At 37.8% G+C, this 19196-nt stretch carries 14 protein-coding genes, 1 pseudogene and 1 riboswitch; of the genes and pseudogenes, 6 read left to right on the forward strand and 9 right to left on the reverse strand.

What is annotated here, in order from left to right:
* Positions 1–60: 60 nt before the first annotated feature.
* Positions 61–390 carry an Arm DNA-binding domain-containing protein gene (locus tag ABD005_RS11775; RefSeq protein WP_343817598.1) on the reverse strand — a complete coding sequence of 110 codons (330 nt, stop codon included), beginning with the start codon at positions 388–390 and terminating at the stop codon, positions 61–63.
* A gap of 164 nt (positions 391–554) precedes the next feature.
* Here ABD005_RS11775 and sbcB point away from each other — a divergent pair, with 164 nt between their 5' ends.
* Positions 555–2030 (forward strand): exodeoxyribonuclease I, encoded by a 1476-nt coding sequence (gene sbcB, locus ABD005_RS11780; RefSeq protein ID WP_343817600.1) that lies wholly within the window; start codon positions 555–557, stop codon positions 2028–2030.
* Positions 2031–2084: 54 nt separating this feature from the next.
* Here the strand turns inward: sbcB and ABD005_RS11785 are convergent, their stop codons facing one another.
* A complete protein-coding gene (locus ABD005_RS11785) occupies positions 2085–4562 on the reverse strand; it encodes a sensor domain-containing phosphodiesterase (protein WP_343817602.1) in 2478 nt (825 codons plus the stop codon).
* Between the two features lie 173 nt (positions 4563–4735).
* Between ABD005_RS11785 and ABD005_RS11790 the strand changes: the two genes are divergently transcribed.
* Positions 4736–6184 carry an SLC13 family permease gene (locus tag ABD005_RS11790; protein WP_343817604.1) on the forward strand — a complete coding sequence of 483 codons (1449 nt, stop codon included), beginning with the start codon at positions 4736–4738 and terminating at the stop codon, positions 6182–6184.
* Positions 6185–6363: 179 nt separating this feature from the next.
* On the opposite strand, the gene ABD005_RS11795 is transcribed toward ABD005_RS11790, so the two are convergent.
* Entirely contained in the window at positions 6364–7200 is an 837-nt protein-coding gene (locus tag ABD005_RS11795) for a hypothetical protein (protein WP_343817606.1), read from the reverse strand.
* A gap of 11 nt (positions 7201–7211) precedes the next feature.
* Positions 7212–8075 carry an NAD(P)-dependent oxidoreductase gene (locus ABD005_RS11800; RefSeq protein ID WP_215979262.1) on the reverse strand — a complete coding sequence of 288 codons (864 nt, stop codon included), beginning with the start codon at positions 8073–8075 and terminating at the stop codon, positions 7212–7214.
* A 126-nt stretch (positions 8076–8201) separates the two neighbouring features.
* Between ABD005_RS11800 and ABD005_RS11805 the strand changes: the two genes are divergently transcribed.
* Entirely contained in the window at positions 8202–8681 is a 480-nt protein-coding gene (locus ABD005_RS11805; protein ID WP_215979263.1) for a glutathione peroxidase, read from the forward strand.
* Between the two features lie 106 nt (positions 8682–8787).
* Here the strand turns inward: ABD005_RS11805 and lysC are convergent, their stop codons facing one another.
* The 4 genes from lysC to ABD005_RS11825 all read right to left on the reverse strand — a co-directional run bounded on the left by lysC (position 8788) and on the right by ABD005_RS11825 (position 15969).
* The gene (lysC, locus tag ABD005_RS11810) at positions 8788–10161 is read right to left on the reverse strand and encodes a lysine-sensitive aspartokinase 3 (RefSeq protein ID WP_343817609.1); all 1374 of its coding nucleotides are present in this window, start codon (positions 10159–10161) and stop codon (positions 8788–8790) included.
* Between the two features lie 120 nt (positions 10162–10281).
* Positions 10282–10516, reverse strand: a riboswitch (Lysine riboswitch).
* A 543-nt stretch (positions 10517–11059) separates the two neighbouring features.
* Positions 11060–11641, reverse strand: a complete 582-nt coding sequence (locus ABD005_RS11815) for a porin family protein (RefSeq protein WP_215979265.1) — start codon at positions 11639–11641, stop codon at positions 11060–11062.
* Between the two features lie 511 nt (positions 11642–12152).
* On the reverse strand, positions 12153–14879 hold the full coding sequence (gene acnA, locus ABD005_RS11820; RefSeq protein WP_343817610.1) for an aconitate hydratase AcnA: 2727 nt from the start codon (positions 14877–14879) through the stop codon (positions 12153–12155).
* 151 nt (positions 14880–15030) lie between these two features.
* Positions 15031–15969 (reverse strand): formate/nitrite transporter family protein, encoded by a 939-nt coding sequence (locus ABD005_RS11825; RefSeq protein WP_343817612.1) that lies wholly within the window; start codon positions 15967–15969, stop codon positions 15031–15033.
* Positions 15970–16650: 681 nt separating this feature from the next.
* On the opposite strand from ABD005_RS11825, the gene ABD005_RS11830 reads away from it, so the two are divergent.
* The 3 genes from ABD005_RS11830 (at position 16651) to ABD005_RS11840 (ending at position 18910) form a co-directional block, all read left to right on the forward strand.
* Positions 16651–17067 (forward strand): MAPEG family protein, encoded by a 417-nt coding sequence (locus ABD005_RS11830; protein ID WP_343817614.1) that lies wholly within the window; start codon positions 16651–16653, stop codon positions 17065–17067.
* Positions 17068–17125: 58 nt separating this feature from the next.
* Entirely contained in the window at positions 17126–18508 is a 1383-nt protein-coding gene (locus tag ABD005_RS11835) for an NAD-dependent succinate-semialdehyde dehydrogenase (protein WP_343817615.1), read from the forward strand.
* A 162-nt stretch (positions 18509–18670) separates the two neighbouring features.
* On the forward strand, positions 18671–18910 hold the full coding sequence (locus ABD005_RS11840; RefSeq protein WP_343817616.1) for an MbcA/ParS/Xre antitoxin family protein: 240 nt from the start codon (positions 18671–18673) through the stop codon (positions 18908–18910).
* Here ABD005_RS11840 and ABD005_RS11845 read toward each other — a convergent pair.
* A pseudogene (locus ABD005_RS11845) lies at positions 18878–19196 on the reverse strand (integrase core domain-containing protein); the annotation flags it as partial. The gene ABD005_RS11840 and the pseudogene ABD005_RS11845 overlap by 33 nt on opposite strands.

The following is a 19196-nucleotide window of genomic DNA, read 5'->3' on the forward strand; positions in this document are numbered from 1 at the left end:
TTTACAGATGCTTTAAACCACTCTTCTGATATTTTGCAGTTTTCACTATCTGGTGCTGGCTCACTTCTGATCTTCGTCATTCTTAAAAAGATAAATAGAAGGATCTTTATTTTCCTTGATGAGCTGCCTAATTATGGGAACAAATTCTCTAGCTTTAGATAAACTTAAATCAGGATATTTCCCTAACGTTAACCTTTTAGCTTTTTTATTAAATCTGTAACGATAGTGAAAAGAAACCTGCCCTGATTCAAAGACTCTAACCCCAAGCCCCGAATGGTCACTTACATCAAACCTTTTTTTATATTTTTTATTTTTATACCCGTCTAAGGTTTTAGTATGTAAAATACTAGGCTTCTCTGTTGGTGGGTCTATATATTCACTATTTACCATATTTTTTCCTTGAGAATCAGGGGTACACAAAAACTTGTAAAATATGAGATTAGCAAAAAGATAGGGGACACACAAGGTGACACACAAGAGGTGGCTTAAGACGATATCTCAAAATACCTAATGTTACATTACAGAACCAAAAAACAACTATATCATTGTATATTATGAAAAAAACAAACAATAACGATACACAAGGTTACACCGAGAACACCCCCACCATATTGTGGCACGATTATGAAACCTGGGGGATTTCACCTAAATTTGATAAGCCTTCTCAGTTTGCAGGCATTCGTACCGATCTTGATTTAAATATTATCGGCGAGCCGCAAATGTTTTACTGTCAGCCGCCTGTTGATTACCTCCCTCACCCTGAAGCGTGTTTAGTTACTGGTATTACGCCACAAAAAGCGCAACGTGAGGGTTTATCAGAGGCTGATTTTGCTAAGCGTATTAATGAGCTGTTTAGCACGCCTAATACTTGTGTCGCTGGGTATAACAATATTCGTTTTGACGATGAAGTTTCTCGTTATTTATTTTATCGTAACTTTTACGACCCTTATGCCCGTGAGTGGCAAAATGGTAATAGCCGCTGGGATATTATTGATATGGTGCGTGCGTGTTATGCACTGCGCCCTGAAGGTATTAATTGGCCAACCGTTGAGCGTGATGGTGAGCAAGTAGTCAGTTTTCGCTTAGAGTTACTCACCAAAGCCAATGGTATTAGCCATGAAGCTGCCCATGATGCAATGAGTGATGTTTATGCAACGATTGCGATGGCAAAACTTATTAAAGAGAAGCAGCCAAAGCTCTATGATTTTATTTTCAATTTAAAAAACAAAAAGCAAGTGGCTGAATTACTGAACGTCGCTGAAATGACGCCAGTCGTTCATACCTCAAGCAAAATTTCATCACAGCATGGCTGTACTAGCTGGTTTGCTCCGGTTAATTATCACCCTGTTAATAAAAATGCAGTAATTTGTGTTGATTTAGCACAAGATATTTCGCCATTACTTGAGCTTTCTAGTGATGAAATTAAAACTAGGTTATACACGCGCTACGATGATTTAGCGCCTGATGAAAAGCCTATTCCAGTTAAGCTTATTCATTTAAATAAATGCCCTATTGTAGCGCCCGCAAAAACCTTATTACCTGAAAATGCAGCACGTTTAGACATTCCTCGTGATTTTTGCTTAGCGAACTTAGCGTTATTAAAAGACAATGCTGAAATAAGGGATAAGCTAAGCGATGTCTTTGCAAGCTCTGATTTTGACAATGATGAGGTTGATGCTGAACAAGCACTATACGGCGGTAACTTTTTTAGTCACAGTGATAAAGCGCAAATGGATATTTTACGCGGCTTAGCACCAGAGCAACTGGCAACGCATCCGTTTACTTTTCAAGATGAGCGTTTAACCACATTACTTTTTCGCTATCGTGCCCGTAACTACCCCACAACATTAACGAATGAAGAGCAGCAGCGCTGGCAGCAATACTGTCAAAGTAAATTGCAATATGGTGGTAAAGGTATTTTAAGTGCTGATGAGTTTATGATAACTATTGAAAACTTGGCGCACGAGCATGAGAGCGACCAAGGTAAAATGGCGGTACTCAAAGCCTTATATGAATATTTACAAAGCTAATTGTTAAAATAATTTAAATTACCAACTAGCCACTTTACTGCACAGAGTGGCTAATCAAGTATTATGTTCAAGTAAATAATTAACAATATCGCTGCGGAAAACCATCCCAACATAACTGTCTTTATCATCAACAATAACCCAGGGAAACTGTTTATTATCTTTAATCAATACGGACAAGTCATTCACCACCGTTGTGTTTAAAAGCTGCGTAAACTCGACATTCATTAATTGATTAATCGGCTTATTCCATATTTTCGACTCTTTAGTCGTTTCTGTATCGGTTCCCATAGTGGGTGATAAATGTAAGTTGAGCTCTGCACGGCCGACCAAACCAACGCATTTATTACGAAGTAAAACTGGAATGACGTGTGTAGAATTAAGCGTAATATATTGGTGAAGAGTAACAAGGTGATCTGTTGGAGCTAACGTATAGAGATCTTTTTTTATTAATGTTGTAAAGCTGCCAAGTTGATTTTTATTCTCATTGAAACTCATAATATGGTTAAATTTTTCGACAAAATACATTGCGCTATTTAAGTCAGGCAATGCTTTAGGTTTTGAAAAAATATACCCTTGAATATAGTCAACTTTCAAAGCTTGCAATACAAAGAGTTCCTCCTTATTCTCAACCCCTTCGGCAATCACTTTTACTCCTAAAGTATGAGAAAGTTCAGTGATCATTTTTACAATATTATACTTATTATTATCTTGATAAATGTCCGTTACAAAGGCCTTATCTATTTTTAAAATATCAAATACCCCCCCGGTTAAATATATAAATGATGAGTAACCCGTACCAAAGTCATCTATTGCGATGTTAACCCCTACATTATGTAGTTCCGCAATAGCATTTGACTGTTTAGACTGGCTGTCAAAATAGGCACTTTCTGTTAGCTCTATAGTGACTAAATTAGGGGTTTGAGTATTTGTTAGAATTAACTGATTTAATTTAGCTAAAACTTCTGAAGTATCTTGTTTAGTATTTAAGGAGCAATTAATAGTAATACCAATATCATCGCCAAATATACCTTGTAACTCTTGTAAATCCGTCAACGCTTTAGCACTAATACAGTTATCTAATGCCGCAATAAGATCAAGATCTTCGGCAATAGTGATCATTTCTTCAATATTACTGTCTATATCAACAATACTTGGAAAACGACATAATGCCTCAAACTTAACTAACTCCCCCGTACTGCTGTTAACAATAGGTTGATAATGCACTGCAAGTTGTTGTTCGTTGATCGCTTGTGAGACAAAAGTTTCTAGCTGCTTTTTACGGGCAATTTCCTGATGAATGGCGCGAAAATAAAAGTTAACATGTCGCCCTTCGCCAGCATGCCCCTCAATCATTGCCTCGGTTGCATTTGACAATAACTCTTGCGGCGACTGATTATCTAACCCTAATACTGAAACTCCTACTCTCCCCTTCATAATGGCATCGTGAACGTCTTTAGTAGCATGAAATTTAATATCTTGAAACATATACCTTAAGGCCGAACGAATAGCCCTAGATTGCTCACTGTTTTGCTTGAAATGATATTCGGCGCAAATAGCAAATATACCTTCGCCCATATAGCCTGTGACTTGACATAAACGTACATGAAATAGTGAGTCAGATAAGGAAACAAGGTTTTTATGATAATTTTCACTGGCAAAAGATGGCTTAACAACCAAAACAATTTTACCACTATGGTGCCCTGTTTTTTGACTGAAAATAGTAAGATCCTCAAGAAACTTTTCTTTAGTTGGCTGCTTGGTTAATAAATCTATTCCACCTAGCTCTGTGTCCATCAAACGTGATAGTTGTTTACTTAAGTCTACGGTTAACCCTAAATAGAAAACAGTTCCTTTAACTGGTGATATTTTATGAATGGTTAATTCATGAGGATAAATTTCCCCGTCAGGATGGCGATTTAAAATAACACCAGTCCAGTGCCCTAACTCATTAATATTCGCCCACATATCCTGATAAAACTCTTTTGAGTGTCGTCCGGCATTAAAGCTACGTGTATTTTTACCTATTAACTCACCTCGGTTTACGCCCATTTGCCTTTCAAAGTAAGCATTACAGGCAAGTATTTTTGATTCGCTATTTGTAATTAAAATACCATGATGATCATTTTCAAATAAGCTTTGAAAAATATTAGCTATTTCCATATGGTTAGCAAACATCATTAAAGGTTGCATAGTTCCTGTAATAATATTGTTCTTTGATAGGTTAAGGTTAAACTCGACATAAACAAACTCTTCGTTACTAAGCATTAAGCAACAAGTAAAGTTTTGAGGTGAGTTAGTTATTAATACTTCACGAAAAACCTGTTGCGCTTTTTCACGCTTTTCATAAGTAATTAATGCCATAAGGTCGGCAACAGTATGTATTGGTTGATTAAACTGGAATAGCGAGTTAAAAATACCCTGATCATAGTGAAATTGCTGAGTAGCTATATCTAAGGACCACTTAATCAAAGGAAAGGTATCTTGTATATGAATATTCTCACTGTTTTCTACCGCTAAGTTGCTGTTAACCATATTTCTTATTTATCCATTTATTTACTGATCCTAGTAAATAAATTTAGTCTAAATTTCTGACGGTTGTAGTGAAACTTATAAAATAATTACCTATTTGTGTAAGTTAACGTATATTGACGTTCTAGCGTACAGTAGCTTCCATCTATAAAAATAACGATAAAACAAAAAGCCTTATGAATAACACTCAAAACAAAACAACACCTATGGGTATGCTGTTATTAGGTCCAATGCTAATGTTGATGACCTTATTAATCCCCGCCCCTTTTGAAGGTATGTCAGCCGCGGCGTGGCACACATTAGGCTTAGCCTTATGGATGGCAACATGGTGGATTTCTGAGGCAACCCCTGTTTCAGTAACGGCATTTTTGCCATTAATTGTTGCCCCTATTATTGGTATTGCGCCAATTAAAGCGGTAACGTCTTCGTACGCACACCCACTTATCTTTTTATTTTTGGGTGGTTTCTTTATCTCTATAGCGATGGAGCGTTGGAACTTACATAAACGTATTGCATTAAAAGCGATGTCGATAGTCAGCCCTAAACCTAGCCATCAAATAGGCGGGTTAATGATAGTAACAGCCTTTTTATCAATGTGGATGTCTAATACGGCAACCGCGGTAATGATGCTACCTATCGCCTTATCTATTATTCAAATGGTTAACCAAAAACAAAGCAATAACAATGGTCATTATGCCAAAGCCATGCTATTAGCCATTGCCTTTTCAGCCAGTATTGGCGGCTTAGCAACGCTAATTGGTACTCCACCCAATGCATTAATGGCTGCTTATTTATCAGATAGCTATGGTATTGAAATTGGTTTTGCGCAATGGATGATGGTAGGTGTTCCGTTAACCACAGTAATGTTAGTTTTTTGCTGGTTTATTCTGACTAAAATTCGCTACAAGGTGAATCAAGGTGAAACGGTTAATACCAATAACTTATTTAAAGAAAAACTGCTTGAGTTAGGTAGCATGAGTAAAGGCGAGAAAATGGTATTATTTTTCTTTGGCCTGGCAGCATTAGGTTGGGTATTTAGACCGCTAATCGCCAGCGCTACCGGTCTGCCAATATCTGATACCGGTATTGCAATGTTTGTCGCCTTATTATTATTTATAGCGCCTGTCGATAGTAAAAAAGACATTCGCGTTTTATCGTGGGATGATACTAAAAAGTTACCGTGGGGCGTATTGTTACTTTTCGGCGGTGGACTTGCGTTAGCAGGCTTAATTAAAAAGTCGGGGTTAGCCGCATTTATCGCAACACAACTTGAAACAACCTCAACATTTCCGTTATTAGCGGCAGTATTAATTGTCACTGTAACGATTTTATTCTTAACGGAAATCACCAGTAATACCGCTACTGCGGCGAGCTTTTTACCTTTGTTAGGCCCTATTTCAGTCACGTTAGTAGACAGCCCAATGATGCTAGTTATTCCAGCCGCATTAGCAGCAAGTTGCGCCTTTATGATGCCAGTTGCCACACCACCTAATGCTATTGTATTTAGCTCAGGAGAGCTGCGTATACGTGACATGGCAAAAGCAGGTTTATGGCTAAATTTAGCTGCTATTGCTATTATTGTGTTACTGATGTTTACCAGCGTACCTATGATATTTAACCTATAACAGATAATCGCTAAGTAACCTAAAAAAAACGCCAGCTTAATGCTGGCGCTTTTTAAATGGGTTGTACATATTGCGGGTAAAATATAAGGCTATACTTCTGTTCAGTTCAGTTCAGTTCAGTTCAGTTCAGTTCAGTTCAGTTCAGTTCAGTAGATTCTGAGTTGAACTATCTACCCAACCTAACTACCTGAGTATAATCCCTCTACTTTAGAGCCTTTAAAAAGACAAGGTGGATTACTCGATATAACCTCTGACGATACTTGTTTGAACATCGATTGAGTATTCAAATCACCTACAATGCCAGAAATAAAAGGTAATAAATCAGCGGGTTCACCTGTAATGGTTTCATACAGCACAAAAGCGCTAAGACTAGCCCCTAACTCACTAGCATGATTTCCATCGGCTTGGTAAACGACAATATTTGGTTCAATCGACAGTGCTTTATTCCACGCTAAGCCAACAGGGGCGACACAACTCAATTGCATTGAAGCAATATCTTGATGAATTCCATGGACGTACTCTGCTTCTTGTGTTTTACCTTCTGGCGGGTGTTCAGGAAAAAGAATAGGTGTAGCCCCTATCGCCTTGACACGTTGAATCCAGACAATGGTTGCCTCAGTTGAATACAACACCGACTGACTTTGTGAATATTTCTGTCCTTGTAAAATAACATGACTCCATTGTTTACTTTCAAGTAATTCGATAATACTTTCATTTTTTACAATGGCATCAAGAAATGCGCCGGTGCGCGTCTCAATATTCACCGTTTTATTCGTTTTAGTAAATATACTTTTTAAAAGCGGTTCAATGTATTGCACATGACTATTACCTAGGATGAGTACATTATAACTTGCTAAGCCTTGATTATTAGGGAGAGCTAAGTTATCTGTCGTCTTCACTGGTGTGGCATCAATTGGGCCGCCCGCAGTAGGAACCTTCGTCGGTGCAGTAGAGCCACCACCGCAAGCAGCTAATAACAACATACTCGTCAAAACACCAATAAATACCTTCATCATTCCCTCGATAATTATTTTTTAAAACGTGAAATCAAACTAGACGTATCCCAGCGATTACCACCGTTTTCTTGAATTTCTTGATAAAAGCCATCAACCATTTTTGTCATAGGTAGCGCCACATCATGTTTATCGGCTTCACTAAAGGCTATGCCTAAATCTTTACGCATCCAGTCTACCGCAAAACCAAAATCATATTCACCCGCAAACATAGTTTGGTAGCGGTTTTCCATTTGCCATGAACCGGCTGCGCCTTTAGAGATGGTCTCAACTAATGCTTTAGGATCTAATCCCACTTTTTCAGCAAAATTAAAACCTTCCGCTAATCCTTGTACCACACCTGCAATACATATTTGATTAACCATTTTCGCTAACTGGCCAGAGCCAACAGGCCCCATCAACTGACTAAAACGTGCATAAGCGTCCATAACAGGCTGCGCTTTAGCAAATGTTGCTGCATCACCGCCGCACATTACCGTTAAAACACCGTTTTCTGCGCCTGCTTGACCACCTGACACTGGCGCATCTAAAAAGTACTGACCATGAGTAAGAGCGACTGATGCTAACTCTCGGGCTAACTCAGCTGAGGCTGTAGTATGATCAACAAAAATACTACCTTGTGGCATACCAGCTAAAATACCATTCTCACCTAAAGTCACTTGACGAACATCGTCATCATTACCCACACAACAAAAAACCAAATCACAACCTTGTGCTGCTAATGCTGGTGTTGTTGCAACACTACCACCAAACTCAGCCTGCCATGCCAGCGCTTTTTCATGGCTGCGGTTATAAACGCAAACATCAATATTCGCTTTTGCTAAATGACCCGCCATTGGGTACCCCATCACGCCTAAACCGATAAATGCAACTTTCATATTTTTTCCTTAACGTAATACCAACTTGCTCTATAGTATTGGAATATTTCACTGCCGTTACTTTACAATACAAGCGTATAACTTTCATGTAATATTGAGAAATATTACCCTATTAGGAATAACGATATGAATAGTATTTACACCTTTTCAGCACAAAAAAATAACAATGAAGATGTGTCACTCTCACAGTATGAAAATAAAGTGTTACTTATAGTAAATACCGCAAGTAATTGTGGATTTACGCCGCAATATCAAGGGTTACAGAGTTTATACGACAACTATAAAGAAGACGGACTTGAAGTATTAGCCTTTCCTTGTAATCAGTTTAAACAGCAAGAAAGTGGCAGCAATGAAGAAATTAAACAGTTTTGTGATTTACAGTTTAATATAAGCTTTGATTTATTTAATAAAGTTGATGTTAACGGAAAGAATAGCCATCCTTTATTTAGCTATTTAAAAGCACAAGCTCCTGGCTTATTAGGCTCTAAGGCTATAAAGTGGAATTTCACTAAATTTTTAATTAACCGTGATGGTCAAGTCATAAAGCGTTACGCTCCAATAACTAAGCCTGAAGATATCGCTAGTGATATAGAAAAAATATTATAGAAAAGAGCTATAAAAAAGGTACTGTAGAAAAATAAGTATATGAGCGTGACTCAAGTAACGCTCATATCATAGTTTATATTTAACCTGATCAGGTTATTTATATTTATTAGGCAAACAGCGCTTTATGAAGCTTCTCAACAGTGGTGTTCGCATCAGCTTCATTCACTAAAAAACATAAATTATTCGCACTAGCGCCATGACAAATCAACCTTACGTTGATATCATTCAAGGTATCAAAAATACTTTGTCCAATTCCTTTAGCGCGTGTTAAACCGTTACCTATAACGGCAACTAACGATAAACCATGCTCAACGCTCACTTCACATAATTGCTCTAACTCTTCAACAACCGCGCTAGTAATTTGCGATTGGGTTGAGCCAACGGGGTTGTCAAAGGTTAAGGCAACGCTAATTTCACTCGTTGTGATCAAATCAACACTCAACTCATGCTTAGCTAAAATAGCAAAAACGTTAGCTAAGAAACCACTGGCATGTAGCATTGCTGGGCTTTTCACTGTAACTAAGGTTTGCTCACGGCGTAAAGCAATAGATCGATACGTTGGATTTGAGTCAACTTTTTTCTTAATTTGAGTGCCACCCTTTTCAGGCTCTTTAGATGAGCCGACAAACACCGGAATATTACAACGCATGGCTGGAATAAGTGTCGCAGGATGCAATATTTTAGCGCCAAAAGTCGCCATTTCTGCCGCTTCGCCAAAACTTATTTCAGCAATAGAGCGAGCTTGGTCGGTAATACGAGGGTCGGTAGTAAAAATACCAACAACATCGGTCCAAATGGCTAAATTAGTACCACTTAGCGCTTCTGCAAGTAAAGCCGCACTATAATCAGAGCCTCCACGACCAAGGGTTGTGGTATTACCTTGTGCATCTTGACCAATAAAGCCTTGAGTAACAATAACCTTATTGACAAGTTTAGGCGCTAACTCTGATTGACAAAGTTCACGTAACTGAGCCACATCAACAACCGCTTTACCAAATAAACTGTTGGTTTTCATGACCTCTTGAACGTTAAAATATTCACCTGCAACATCGGCAACACGTAATACTTGCGCAAAAATACGTGAGCTAAGTTGCTCACCAAACGATAGAATTGCATCGCTATGCTGTAGGTTATATTGCTTAGATTGCGCTAAAGCTAATACACTTAACGCTTCAAGCAAGCTTTCAATCTCGGTATTTAATGCACGTTCAATATCTGCTGAAAAGTGTTGGGTAATATTTAACTGAATAGCTTTTATTTGACTGATGATATCGGCTTGCTCAGCTAATGAAACATCGCTTTGCCCTAAACGCACTAAATGATTGGTTACGCCAGCACTGGCTGAAACAACCACTAAACGATTACTCGTATCATTTTTAATGATATTGGCACAACGCATCATAGCGTCATAGTCGGCAACACTAGTTCCACCAAATTTGGCAATGGTAAGCGGTAAATTAGTAGTAATATTAGAATTCATAATTTTCTCCCATAAAATACATAGCATGTTTATTGGTAAACTTAGCTATAGGAAGAGCATGACTGAGCAGTTAGCGAGTGGTCTACACCAAAACGGCATAGAAAAAGAAGCAAAACTTTTTCAGCCAGAAGCTCTCCACCTTTTGTTTAATGTTTTGTTATAGCGCACTTAAACAATGCAACAAATACGTCAGGTGACAGCCCTAAGGATTCAACCCTAGCGACCGAATATTGTATGCCACGTAACAATATTCTCGGCGATAGTCTCCCTCAATAATGCATATGGAATGTGGTTCCTAACCCGCCTATTAGGTGGGTAACATTATCTACCTAGCTATCGCGCCTCTTCTGGTGCTTATTACTTCTGTAAGAAAACCAAATCAGAATTAATTTAGAGTTAAAGGTCTAAAACATAAAAGCACGCTTATTTAAACTGATTTTATAGGAGATTGCAACCGTTGTTATTCATATCTATGGATAATTATTCATATGTTTATTTTCCTCTACCGATGTAGTCTAAACTATTAACAACTTTCAACGCGCTTTTTGATAATTACAACTAAATCGCTAGGTAATACAGCCAGCTTAACTAATTCAATTGTACGCAGGAAACTGAAAGGGCTTAGTCTATGTGTAAACAAATACAATATCACTTGTAGGTGTCGCGATAGCAACAACTCTAAAAAGTCATCATTGATGCTATTCTACGTCGTATTTCATTAAATCGATTTGACCTAGCAATTTTGGGTTATTGATACACTCGTTGTATTGCCTTTGAAAGCTAAACGATAGCTGAATCGTTAAAAGAGGAAACTATCTTAACAATACAACGAGTATCCAATACATATCTATAGTTAGCTGTTAGTAGCTGTGTATTGGGGGAAACTTATTGTAGAGTTTTAAAATTTGAACTCAAAACCTAACGAAGCATGCTTCAAGTCTGTTGAAAAGTTAGCATCATCAATATCATCTGTTGCACTATCAACGTCTAAATCGTTGTCATAAACCGTGTAATCGAACTTAACGGTCCAATCTTCGTTGATATGGTAACTTGCACCAACACCAGCAAACAAACCTTCATCATCTGCACTGTTGTTAACACCAAGTACTGAGTAGTCGGTTTCATACCACAATTGACCACCACGAACATAAATACTGATATTATCTGACACTGGCACACCCGCTTTTAAACCTAAGGTATAACCATCTGTATCAGCGTTAGCAAAATCATTACCGTAGTCGCCAAAATCAATAAAACTACTTTCAATAGCAAAATACTGATTAAACCCATAGCCTGCAAATACTTGGTAGGCTGATTTATTTTCATCAAAGCCGTTATCACTATCTACGCGTAAATAACCATAACTAGCGCCAACATAAACACCTTTAGCATCACTTTCACTGCTATAGGTTTTTGCATGCAAGTTAGTGTTTAGAAAACCAGCGGTAATAAGTGCACCTAAAATTATTGTCTTCTTCATTTGATACTCCCTTGTTGTTTGTCATTAGTTAAACTGAATGTAATTACCCAGATACATCTATATATACAAACACCATGCCAATAAAAAGCGCTAAAAACGCACATTATTGCTTTAAAATCATACAGTTTTACTTTTTTATTGTAATTTTTATAATTAACCATGAAACATTTACACACTGTTTTACATTGTGCTTTTAAATGATGTCGAGGCGTATAAAATTATTGTGTTATGTAGCGTACCCTTTCAATATGAGTGAGTTAGTAATTTCATTGGATTAGATAAAAATATAAGCGTAAACAATAAAATAGTTGCATAAACTGAGTGAGCTAACGTTGAGGAGTTATCGAGATGTGCTCGTTACCATTGAAATTTTTTGGTTTTAGTCGGCGTTAAAGGTTATTTAGGTAGGACTTTATTGTTATTGAAGGCTGTTCAGAAGTGCTATTTAAATAGCACTTGCGTAACTAATCAGCAAGCTTAGTTATACTCACTTGCTGATTAGTTAATTATGCTACAACAGTGATCGGATAACATATTGAAGGATGCCACCATGGCGGAAATATTCAAACTCATTGGGTGTATCAATACGGATATCTGTTTCAAAGCTAAAACTCACACCATCGGATTTTAGCGCATCTACTTTTACCTGCTTTTGACCAGCCTCAATCGCGTGAATAGAAAACTGCTCAGTACCATCTAAATGGTAAGTGTGTGCCCCTTTGCCTTGCTTAAATTGCAGGGGTAATATTCCCATTCCAATCAAATTAGAGCGGTGAATACGCTCATAGGTTTCTGCAATGACAGCTTTCACACCTAACAACAGTGGTCCTTTGGCAGCCCAGTCGCGAGAGCTGCCTGTTCCATATTCTTTGCCAGCAATAACAATAGTAGGTATGTTGTCAGTAATATACTGTTGCGAAGCCTCAAATACTGTCATTTCCTGAGCACCTGGCTGTTTACGGGTAAAGCCCCCTTCTGTCCCAGGTGCAAGTTGATTTTTTAACCTAACGTTTGCAAAAGTACCACGCATCATAATCTCATGATTACCTCGTCTAGAGCCATAAGAGTTAAAATTATCTTGCTCAACATAATTATCACGAAGATATTCGGCCGCGGGGGTTTCTTTTCCTATAGAGCCAGCAGGTGAAATGTGGTCTGTGGTGACGCTATCGGCTAATTTCAATAAACAACGTGCATTTTCAATGGCCTGAATAGGCTCAGGTTGTACTTTCATATTTTCAAAAAAAGTTGGTTTTTTTATGTATGTACTGTCTGGCCAATTGTAAATATCGGCATCAACCGTATCGAGTTTTTTCCAGCTATCACCGCCATCATAAACAGAGCTGTATTTATCAGAGAACATTGAGCTATTAACAACATGTGTAACGATATCTTGTATTTCTTGCTGGCTTGGCCATATATCTTTTAAATAAACAGGTTTTCCATCATTACTGATACCTAGAGGTTCCTTAGTAATATCAATTTTCATATTACCCGCTAGAGCATAAGCGACAACTAAAGGTGGCGATGCTAAATAATTAGCTTTAACATCGGAGTGAATTCTCCCTTCAAAATTACGGTTACCTGACAAGACTGAGGTTACGATTAAATCCCCCTCTCTAATTGCACTGGAAATCGGTTTTGGCAATGGTCCTGAGTTACCAATACAAGTAGTACAACCATAACCAACTAAATTAAACCCCATTTTATCTAACTCTTTAGATAACCCTGCTTTGTTGAGGTATTCTGTTACTACTTGTGAGCCAGGCGCAAAACTTGTTTTAACCCAAGGTTTAACAGTAAGTCCTAATTGATTGGCTTTTTGCGCGAGTAGTGCCGCAGCCACCAATACTGACGGGTTCGATGTATTAGTACAGCTGGTAATCGCTGCGATAACAACCGCACCTTCGTGAAGCTCAACGTCTTGTTCTTTATGACGATAAAAAGCGCTAGTTTTAGAAGTTACCGTTTTAGCTCCTATGTTTTCTACTCCCCCTTCATTATCAAATGTCGCTTTCTGCTTATCATTCGGTGCAATAGCCAACTCTTTTTGCTCAGAGATCCAATGCTCAAATGCAGTCGCGGCTTGGTCTAAATTAATTCTATCTTGCGGGCGCTTCGGTCCTGCAATAGCTGGAACAACAGTATCTAAATTCATTGTGAGTTTTGCATGGTACTCTGCATGCTCTTGTGCTTCACTGCCCCACATACCTTGCGCTTTTGAGTAGGCTTCAATAATATCGATTTGTAGCGCGTTACGGCCAGTTAATGCCAAGTATTTAGTGGTTTGTTCATCGATAGGAAACAAGCCACATGTGGCGCCATACTCAGGTGACATATTGGCAAGCGTTGCACGATCTGCCACAGATAAGTGCTGTACACCATCACCAAAAAACTCAATGAATTTACCCACTACACCGAATGCTCGCAATTGTTCTGTAACGGCTAACACTAAATCGGTTGCGGTTGCGCCAGCGGGTAATTTCCCCTTTAATTCCATGCCAACAACTTCAGGTATTAGCATAGTAACAGGTTGACCTAACATGGCTGCTTCAGCTTCAATACCGCCTACTCCCCAACCAAGTACACCTAAACCATTTATCATCGTAGTGTGTGAATCTGTCCCTACTAAGGTATCAGGGTAAAGTAGTGATTTATCTTGCTGTTCATCGATAAACGTTACACGGGCTAAGTACTCTAAATTAACTTGGTGCACGATACCTTTTCCAGGAGGTACCACTTTGAAGTTATCAAATGCACTTTGTCCCCATTTTAAAAATTGATAACGCTCTTTGTTACGCGCCACCTCAATTTCAGTATTGCGTTCAAACGAGTCCGCTTTGCCAAATTCGTCGACCATAATGGAATGGTCAATAACTAAATCGACAGGTTTTAGTGGATTAATTTTATTGGGATCGCCACCTAAATCAAGCATTGCATTACGCATGGCGGCTAAATCAACAACCGCCGGCACACCTGTAAAATCTTGTAATATGACTCTTGAAGGAACAAATGCAATTTCGGTACGAGAAGCGGAAGTGATATCCCATTTGGCTAAGGCTTGAATATCCTCGGGCTGAACATACTGCTCATCGCTATGACGTAGTAAGTTTTCTAATAAGATTTTTGCTGTAAGTGGCAGCCGCTTGATATCAATTTGCAAAGTAGATAAGTCGAAGTATTCATATTCTTTACCGCGCACCGTCAGGGTGGCAATGTGCTTATTTGATGATGTCACTATACTCTCCTATTTGCTTTAAGGTACTTTTAAGGTTAGTTCTTTTATTTAGCCTCATTTGAAATTTATTATTAATTTACTCTCTTGCTTAATAGCCTCTGTTATTACTGTTTAGCGCTTGCAGCCTTTAACCAAGAGTACTTTCTTTACGTTATTTATTTAATCCACGTATATGCCCGTAATTCAACATAGCAACAAACACGCTTCCGCCAATGGCGTTACCCAGTAAAATCACCGCTATAACGGGGGTAATAGTCGTAATATTGATGTTAGGCGACATGAGGTAACCAACAAATAATTCAACCGACCCTGCTATTGAGTGGTGTAAACCACCGATACCAATAAGAAACGTGGCTAAGAATATACACAAAATCTGACTAGACGTTGAATGAGTAGATAAAATGGTCCACGCTCCTATAGCCATTAACCATCCAGCTAAAATCGCACTAACAAAAAGGCTAGCAGAATCGAACGCTAGAACATGGCTCGCAATTAATAGGTACCCGTCTCTAGCATGAATAACTGACTCGGCACCATTTAATAAAATAGCAATAATAAAACCACCACTCAAGTTACCTAGAATGACAGTTGACCATAATTTTAATACCCCGCTAATACTTGCTCTCCCATCAAGTAATGGATAAACAGCGGTAGCAGTATGCTCAGTAAAAAGTTGCGTTCTACTCAAAATACATAACATAAAACCTAAAGGGTAAACCAAAGCAACCAGTACACGATTTATGCCATCAAGACTACCTAGAATACTTGCCATTACCGCTACAGCGAGAACGCTAAAACCAATAATCATACCTGCTGCGACAGATGATAAGAACAATCCTAATATTGGGCGCTCTATTTGACTTTTTCCTTCATGAATAGCGAGCTGTAAAATATCGTCCGCATGTCTGAAGGTTTCGTCTGTACGCTTTATAATGACCTCTTGATATTGTTCAGACTCTATCTTTCGCTCTTTACTGCGCTCTACTTCACCGCGGTTAATAGTGTTCTTGTCGATACGGTTTTTAATTGCATCAATACCTTTTACGTCTTTTTTAGAGGGCTTTAGTGGATAATTTTTTTGCTTTTTCAAAATTTAATACCTTAAAATCAATTCTTTATGTTTTTAACGAAGGCTGAATGATGCCAGAAAGTGATATATCTAGAGTTCACTAACACTTGAATCACTTCTGCATACCCTACTTTGATTTCATAGAGATAGAGCAAATATCAGACCAATAGATAATTTTCAGGATTTATATAAGAAACTTACAAAGCAGTAAAATGACAAATGCCTAATTTAAAATCAACGAAAACAACTTTACCATTGATTTAAAAGGTTTTTATTAGTTTGTCTATGTATAGAGAAAGATGTGAAATTCTCTCCCTCATAAAATAGTTGGGTTGACCCTTTAAGCATTTAAAAATTGAGATTAAATTTTTCTTGTAATAATTACATCTAATCAAGTAATTATTACAAGGCATGAATTTATTACTGCACTCTATGTAATTAAGCTGATTAATTTATTGATTCATTTAATAATTGATTAGTAAATATAGCAATATTTGCATGATTAAATGCTTTGTTTTTGAATATCCTATTTTATTTTAATTCTATGAAAAATATACACATTTAACTAAAATTAGCCTCTACGCATCCATTAAATAAACTAATTTATTACCTCTACCATTATTTAACCGTAATAAAATTTAGGGTGGGCATACAATTTGCTCTACTAAGTTCTCGTACTCATAATGTGAAAAGGAAGTAATAATGATGAATATAGCCTATTCGGCTTACATAGCGTTCTACCTCTATTTGGTGATGTTATTAGTTCAGTGGACAGTAGCTACCTTTAGTAAGGTTAAGCAACCAAATGCTATTCCGGGTAAAATTGATGATGATTTGTCTCACAATAGTTTTATATTTAGAGCACACCGTACCTTTCACAATACGCTAGAAAACAGCCCTCTATTTGTGGGAACAGTTTTGTTTGCCTTTATTCTTAACTATCAAAGCCCTATCTTTGCAATGCTTGTATGGACTTACGTTATCGCAAGAATTGTTCATATGGTGCTCTACTATGCTATTGCAACCGAAAAGAACCCAAGCCCACGCAGTTATTTTTTTATGATTGGTGTGATTGCCAACACGATTATGCTGGTAATGATAGGTCTAAGACTCCTTTAGTCATTAAGGTAATCATCTAAAAACATTAACGTTATCAAAATAAGTAAGGAAAAAATCAATGAGTAACTCAATAGAAACGATCAACCCTTTTACCGAAAAAACGCTAAAAAGATATACCTTAATGACACATCAAGAGGCTGAAGTTTGTGTAGAAAAGGCTAATGAATGTTTCGAAGAGTGGAAGCTTGTGTCTGTTGCCCAACGTGTAAAACTCGCTAATGCCTTAGCAAAAGTAATTGAAGAAAACCAAGACGAGTTGGTTCAATTAATGGTGGACGAAATGGGTAAAGTGCAATCTCAAGCTAAACAAGAAGTAGCGCTTTGTGCTGAAATTTGTAAATACACCGCAAGTACTGCAGAGCAAGCGTTGGCCAATGAGCCACGTGATTATAATCAAGGTAGAGCAATCATAACGTACCAGCCAATTGGCGTTATTTTAGGGATTCAGCCTTGGAACTTCCCTCTTTATCAAGTGATAAGATACAGCATCACCAATTTAATCGCTGGTAACACCACGGTAATGAAACATGCCTCAAATGTTTTTGGTATGGCACAGAAAATTCATTCACTATACGAACAAGCAGGCTTTCCAAAATATGCTTACCAATCTTTACTCGTTGATGGCGAAACGGCAAGTAAATTAATTAGCCATGATGGTATTAAAGGAGTTACTTTTACGGGTAGTGATAACGTGGGTAAAATGGTTGCCGAAGAAGCTGCGAAACGTAGTAAAAAAACAGTATTAGAACTAGGTAGTAATGATGCTTACTTGGTTTTAGACGATGCAGATATTGCACTAGCGATTGAGACGTGTGTCAAAGCTCGTATTATCAATAATGGTGAAACCTGTGTTTCTGCAAAACGTTTTATTGTTACCGAAAAAAATTACGATGAATTTAAGCTGGGATTCAAGCAAGCCATGATGCAAATAAAAATGGGCGACCCTCGAGCAGAAGATACTCACTTGGGTCCTATGGCGAGGAAAGACTTACGTGAAAAACTGCATGACCAAGTAAAAAAATCTATTGCCGCCGGGGCAACTATAGTCTGTGGCTGTGAAATGCCCGATGGAAAAGGTTTCTTTTATCCGCCGTCTATTTTAGAAAATGTCAGTCCTAATATGCCTGCTTATGATGATGAGTTATTCGGTCCTGTAGCTGCTCTGATAAAAGCTAAAGATGATAATGATGCAATGAGAATTGCCAATGATTCACGCTATGGCTTAGGCGGAGGTATTTTCTCTAAAAACGAAGAGTACGCCATTGAACTTGCTGTAAAACACTTTAATACCGGAATGGTTAATATTAATGGTTATGGTTTAGCACAACCAAACCTACCGTTTGGTGGAGTAAAAAACAGTGGCTATGGTCGTGAGCACGGTGGTTTTGGTTTAAAAGAATTTGTTAATATTAAATCGGTGATGATTGCTGAGATAAAATAGTAATACGTGGTAAATCAGCTTGCTTGGCTATTTACTAAATGATAAGAACAAAAAGCCCTAACGTTGCTGTTAGGGCTTTCTTTTTAATATGGCGGGAAGAGTGGGACGAATATGGGCACTGGACATTAAAAATTAATATTTACCATACGAACAAGGGGTTAAATGATGAATAAACCAAATAATTTACCACGTATTTTAAATACTAACCCTGAACTTCACGAATTACTTATTAATGTTTTTAATGATCAAGATGCGGCAGAAAGATGGTTGCTTAGAAATAGGAAGCAATTGTGTGGGTTGCGCCCTATTGATTTAGTAGATTCAAAACCTGAATTAGTTATAAGTCTATTAACTAGAATATTGAAGTGGTCAAGTAAAATTGGCCACAGTTTTAGAGTTTAACCAGTATCTTCTCTCTGACTCATTTGGACTTAACCCAGCGTTATACCGGTGTGGTCTAGTCTGGCTGTAATAACCAATAATATAATTAGTGATTTCTTGTTTTGCCTGAGTAAAATTGACATATCCCTTTGTTGGTATCTATTCGGTCTTTAGACTTCTGAAAAAGCGTTCCATTGGTGCATTGTCCCAACAGTTTCCTCGACGACTCATGCTCTGTTTTATTTGATAACGCCATAACAATTGCCTGAATTTACGGCTGGTATAATGGCTACCTTGATCAGAGTGA

Origin of the sequence: Colwellia asteriadis, assembly GCF_039523295.1 — a bacterium.
GTDB classification, from domain to species: Bacteria; Pseudomonadota; Gammaproteobacteria; order Enterobacterales; family Alteromonadaceae; genus Colwellia; species Colwellia asteriadis.

Coding starts and splice junctions, on each gene's coding strand:
- sbcB (WP_343817600.1), top strand. CDS start 555: ATGAAAAAAACAAACAATAACGATACACAAGGTTACACCGAGAACACC.
- ABD005_RS11775 (WP_343817598.1), bottom strand. CDS start 390: ATGGTAAATAGTGAATATATAGACCCACCAACAGAGAAGCCTAGTATT.
- ABD005_RS11830 (WP_343817614.1), top strand. CDS start 16,651: ATGATGAATATAGCCTATTCGGCTTACATAGCGTTCTACCTCTATTTG.
- ABD005_RS11805 (WP_215979263.1), top strand. CDS start 8,202: ATGAATAGTATTTACACCTTTTCAGCACAAAAAAATAACAATGAAGAT.
- ABD005_RS11795 (WP_343817606.1), bottom strand. CDS start 7,200: ATGATGAAGGTATTTATTGGTGTTTTGACGAGTATGTTGTTATTAGCT.
- ABD005_RS11840 (WP_343817616.1), top strand. CDS start 18,671: ATGATGAATAAACCAAATAATTTACCACGTATTTTAAATACTAACCCT.
- ABD005_RS11785 (WP_343817602.1), bottom strand. CDS start 4,562: ATGGTTAACAGCAACTTAGCGGTAGAAAACAGTGAGAATATTCATATA.
- ABD005_RS11800 (WP_215979262.1), bottom strand. CDS start 8,075: ATGAAAGTTGCATTTATCGGTTTAGGCGTGATGGGGTACCCAATGGCG.
- ABD005_RS11815 (WP_215979265.1), bottom strand. CDS start 11,641: ATGAAGAAGACAATAATTTTAGGTGCACTTATTACCGCTGGTTTTCTA.
- lysC (WP_343817609.1), bottom strand. CDS start 10,161: ATGAATTCTAATATTACTACTAATTTACCGCTTACCATTGCCAAATTT.
- ABD005_RS11790 (WP_343817604.1), top strand. CDS start 4,736: ATGAATAACACTCAAAACAAAACAACACCTATGGGTATGCTGTTATTA.
- ABD005_RS11835 (WP_343817615.1), top strand. CDS start 17,126: ATGAGTAACTCAATAGAAACGATCAACCCTTTTACCGAAAAAACGCTA.